This is a genomic window from Streptomyces sp. NPDC005483 (assembly GCF_040606035.1).
GTDB lineage: Bacteria > Actinomycetota > Actinomycetes > Streptomycetales > Streptomycetaceae > Streptomyces.
Window position 1 is genome coordinate 1 of the sequence record NZ_JBEXEA010000109.1, and the last position, 2,928, is coordinate 2,928.

Sequence of the window (2,928 nt, forward strand, 5' to 3'; positions counted from 1 at the left end):
TACCCCACCGAGCCCGGCGAAAGCGCCCCCGCACTCCCCAACACCACCAACACGACCGACGATTGATCGCCTACACCACGTCAAGGGACACGACCGGGTTCGGGATCTCCACCGCGACCGCCTGGCGGTACGTGGACGAAACCCTCGCGGTTCTGGCCTCCTGGGCACCCGGCTTGCAGGAGGCCCTCGTCGGCGGGGGGCGAAGGAGACTTCGTCGTGGCGGTCGTCCTCAGGAGCGACCGAGGGTCCCAACACCCCGCCACCGGACAGCGCGCCGCCAGCAGCGTCGTGGCGGTCGCCTTCGGGGGCAACCGAAGGTCACAACTCCACGTATGGCTGGACACGCGTCCCAGGCCCCGTACGGTGGCGGTCGCCTCTTGGGCGACCAAGGATCGCAATGAGTTCCAGGACCTGCGATACAACCCGGTACCTGCGCGTGGCGGTCGTCCTTTCGTGCGGCCGACATCGCAACGTTGTGAACCCCGGTAGTACGGTGAGGCCGCGGTCGCCCTCCCGCGATCGAGGATCGCAACCTGCTGTACGCAGCGGGCACCTTCGTTCACGGCAACCTGGCGGTCGTCCTATTGGGGCGCCCGAGGATCGCAACCCCGCGGTGCTCATGCCGGCGAAGGTCGTGCACGGCTGTGGCGGTCGTCGTCTGGGACGACCCGCAATAGCATCGAGTCCACTGGGGTCGATGCGAGCGGCTGGGATGTGGCGGTCGCCCTCCGGGGCGACCGAGGATCGCAACGCCCATGGGTCGTAGGGCGGCGTCTGCGACGCGTAGCGACGGTCGTCCTCGGGGGCGACCGAGGAGCGCAACTGACGATGCGAGGTCCGGTGGTGCGCCCGTACGGCAGGCGGCGGTCGCCCTCCATGGCGATGGGGGATCGCAACCAGTTCCCCAAGGACGATCTCGTTGTCTTGGTTCTCGATCAGGCGCTTCAAGGCTTAGTACTCCAGTGCGACTTCGTGATCTAGGTGTCCGAGTGGCTGGTGAGTCGGCGTCGGTAATGGGCGCGTCTGGCCTGCGCCTGGTGGAGTCTGCGCCAGATTGACCAGGTCAGAAGGCGGTGCGGCGTGGTCGGTGCTCTGAAGAGCGTGCCGATGAGGTGGCGGATCTCCGGGATGGTCAGATCGATCGGGTCGCTACTGCGGACCGGAAGGTACGGGTCGGTGCTCCGAATGGGCTTCCTGCTGACGGCGACGGCGGCGAGGAAGGCCAGCGCGAGCATGGCCAGGGTGATGTGGCGGTGCCAGGAGGTCCAGTGGCGGACCTGGTAGTGGTCCAGACCGACCTGGCCTTTTGCGGCTTGGAAGCACTCTTCTATGCACCACCTGGTCCCGGCGACGCGTACCAGTGCGGACAGGGCCACCTCGTCCGGTGACCAGCACAGGTAGAAGGCGAGTTCGCCGGTTGCGGTGTTGCGGCGGATCAGCAGGCACCGGTTCTTGTCGGCTCCGGTCTGCACCCATGCCCAGTCGTAGTAGCGCGGTCCCTTCGCTCCGACGCCGACGCCGGCGCTCTGCCGGTGCCAGGTGTCCCGTGGCAGTGAGGCGGCTGCGGTGTCAGCCTGGACCGATGTGCGGTCCTCGTTGATCCGCACCCTGGTGGTGCAGGCAACCGCCAGGACGTAGCCGATCCCGCGTGCCTCCAGGACGGAGCGAAGATGCGGGTCCTGACCGTAGACCTCGTCGCCGGTCACCCACGAGGAGGGGCACCCGGCATCCAGGGCCGCTTCGATCATCTGCAGGGCCAGGCGGGGCTTGGTGGCGAACTCCACCTGCTCGGGAACCCCGGAGCCCGACCGGCGACCGGGATCCCGGCACCAGGTGTGCTCGGGAAGGTAGAGCCGACGGTCGATCAGAGCCCGTCCCCGCGACGTCGCATAGGCGAGAAACACTCCGACCTGGGCATTCTCGATCCGACCGGCTGTGCCGGTGTACTGCCGCTGCACGCCCGCCGAACGGAGACCCTTCTTCAAGAACCCTGTCTCGTCCACGATCAACACGCCATCGCCGCCGAGGTGATCCAGCACGTAGGAGCGGACCTCGTCGCGCACCTCATCGGCATCCCAGCGTGCACTTCGAAGCAGCCGCTGCATCGCACCGGGGCGGGCATGGCCTGCCTCCTCGGCCAGCCTCCAGCAGTTCTTGCGCTCGACGCCGGACAGCAGTCCGAGCACGAACGCCCGCGCCGTCGCCCGTGGTTCCACTCGGTGGAACCGGCCCGCGATGCGAGCCATGGCCTGGTCGAACATCGCCCGCCAGCGGGCAGGGTCTACGCTGTGGCCCGCGGCCATCGCACCATCTTCAGAAGTCCACACAACCTCTGATGATCACGCGGTGGCCGCATCCGTATCGGCCCCTGCCGCCAGCTGGTGCCATGCATGGGTGCATCCGGCGACGCAGAACCGCTCCCGACGGCGCTTGTCCGCCACCCCCAGCAGCGCGACCAGCAGCCGAAACGCCTTCACGCGCTCGTCCTGCGGCAGATTGATGATCTTTGTCAGCTGCCCGGCCAACTGCCCACGCGTGATCAGCACCGCCGGGGTATGCGTCGGCCGGATACCGGCGAGCCGCACGCTCTCGGGCCCGTCCTCCACCGTCGCCCGCGCCTGGATGCAGTGCCCGCCAAGATCCCGAAGAACCTCGAACTGGTCCTGGGCGGGCAGGGCTTCGAACCACTCGACACCCTGCCCGATCGGGCGCAGGCCCTGCGCGAGCTCGTTCAACATGACCGTGCGCTCGTCCATCCGCCAACCTCCGCGATCCGACTGAGGCCAGTAGCCCCGAAGGCCATCGAAGCAGATCGCGAAGTATGACTGGAGTATTAGCCTCGCGCTTTCATGAAGCGGGCTGTCCGGCAGGCGGTCAGGGAAGCAGAAAGTGCCTCTGACCAGCGAGAATGAGGATTGCTGAGGTCCT

General features: G+C 67.5%; 2 protein-coding genes and 1 pseudogene. 1 reads left to right on the forward strand and 2 read right to left on the reverse strand.

Annotated elements, in window-relative coordinates; genetic code table 11:
- Positions 1-95: 95 nt before the first annotated feature.
- Positions 96-194: pseudogene (locus tag ABZT06_RS50405) on the forward strand (IS5/IS1182 family transposase); the annotation flags it as partial.
- 783 nt (positions 195-977) lie between these two features.
- Here ABZT06_RS50405 and ABZT06_RS50410 read toward each other — a convergent pair.
- Together ABZT06_RS50410 and ABZT06_RS50415 are read right to left on the reverse strand one after the other, a co-directional pair.
- Positions 978-2,246 carry an IS701 family transposase gene (locus ABZT06_RS50410; RefSeq protein ID WP_355756655.1) on the reverse strand — a complete coding sequence of 423 codons (1,269 nt, stop codon included), beginning with the start codon at positions 2,244-2,246 and terminating at the stop codon, positions 978-980.
- A gap of 93 nt (positions 2,247-2,339) precedes the next feature.
- Positions 2,340-2,756 carry a DUF5958 family protein gene (locus tag ABZT06_RS50415; protein WP_355756652.1) on the reverse strand — a complete coding sequence of 139 codons (417 nt, stop codon included), beginning with the start codon at positions 2,754-2,756 and terminating at the stop codon, positions 2,340-2,342.
- Positions 2,757-2,928 lie beyond the last annotated feature (172 nt).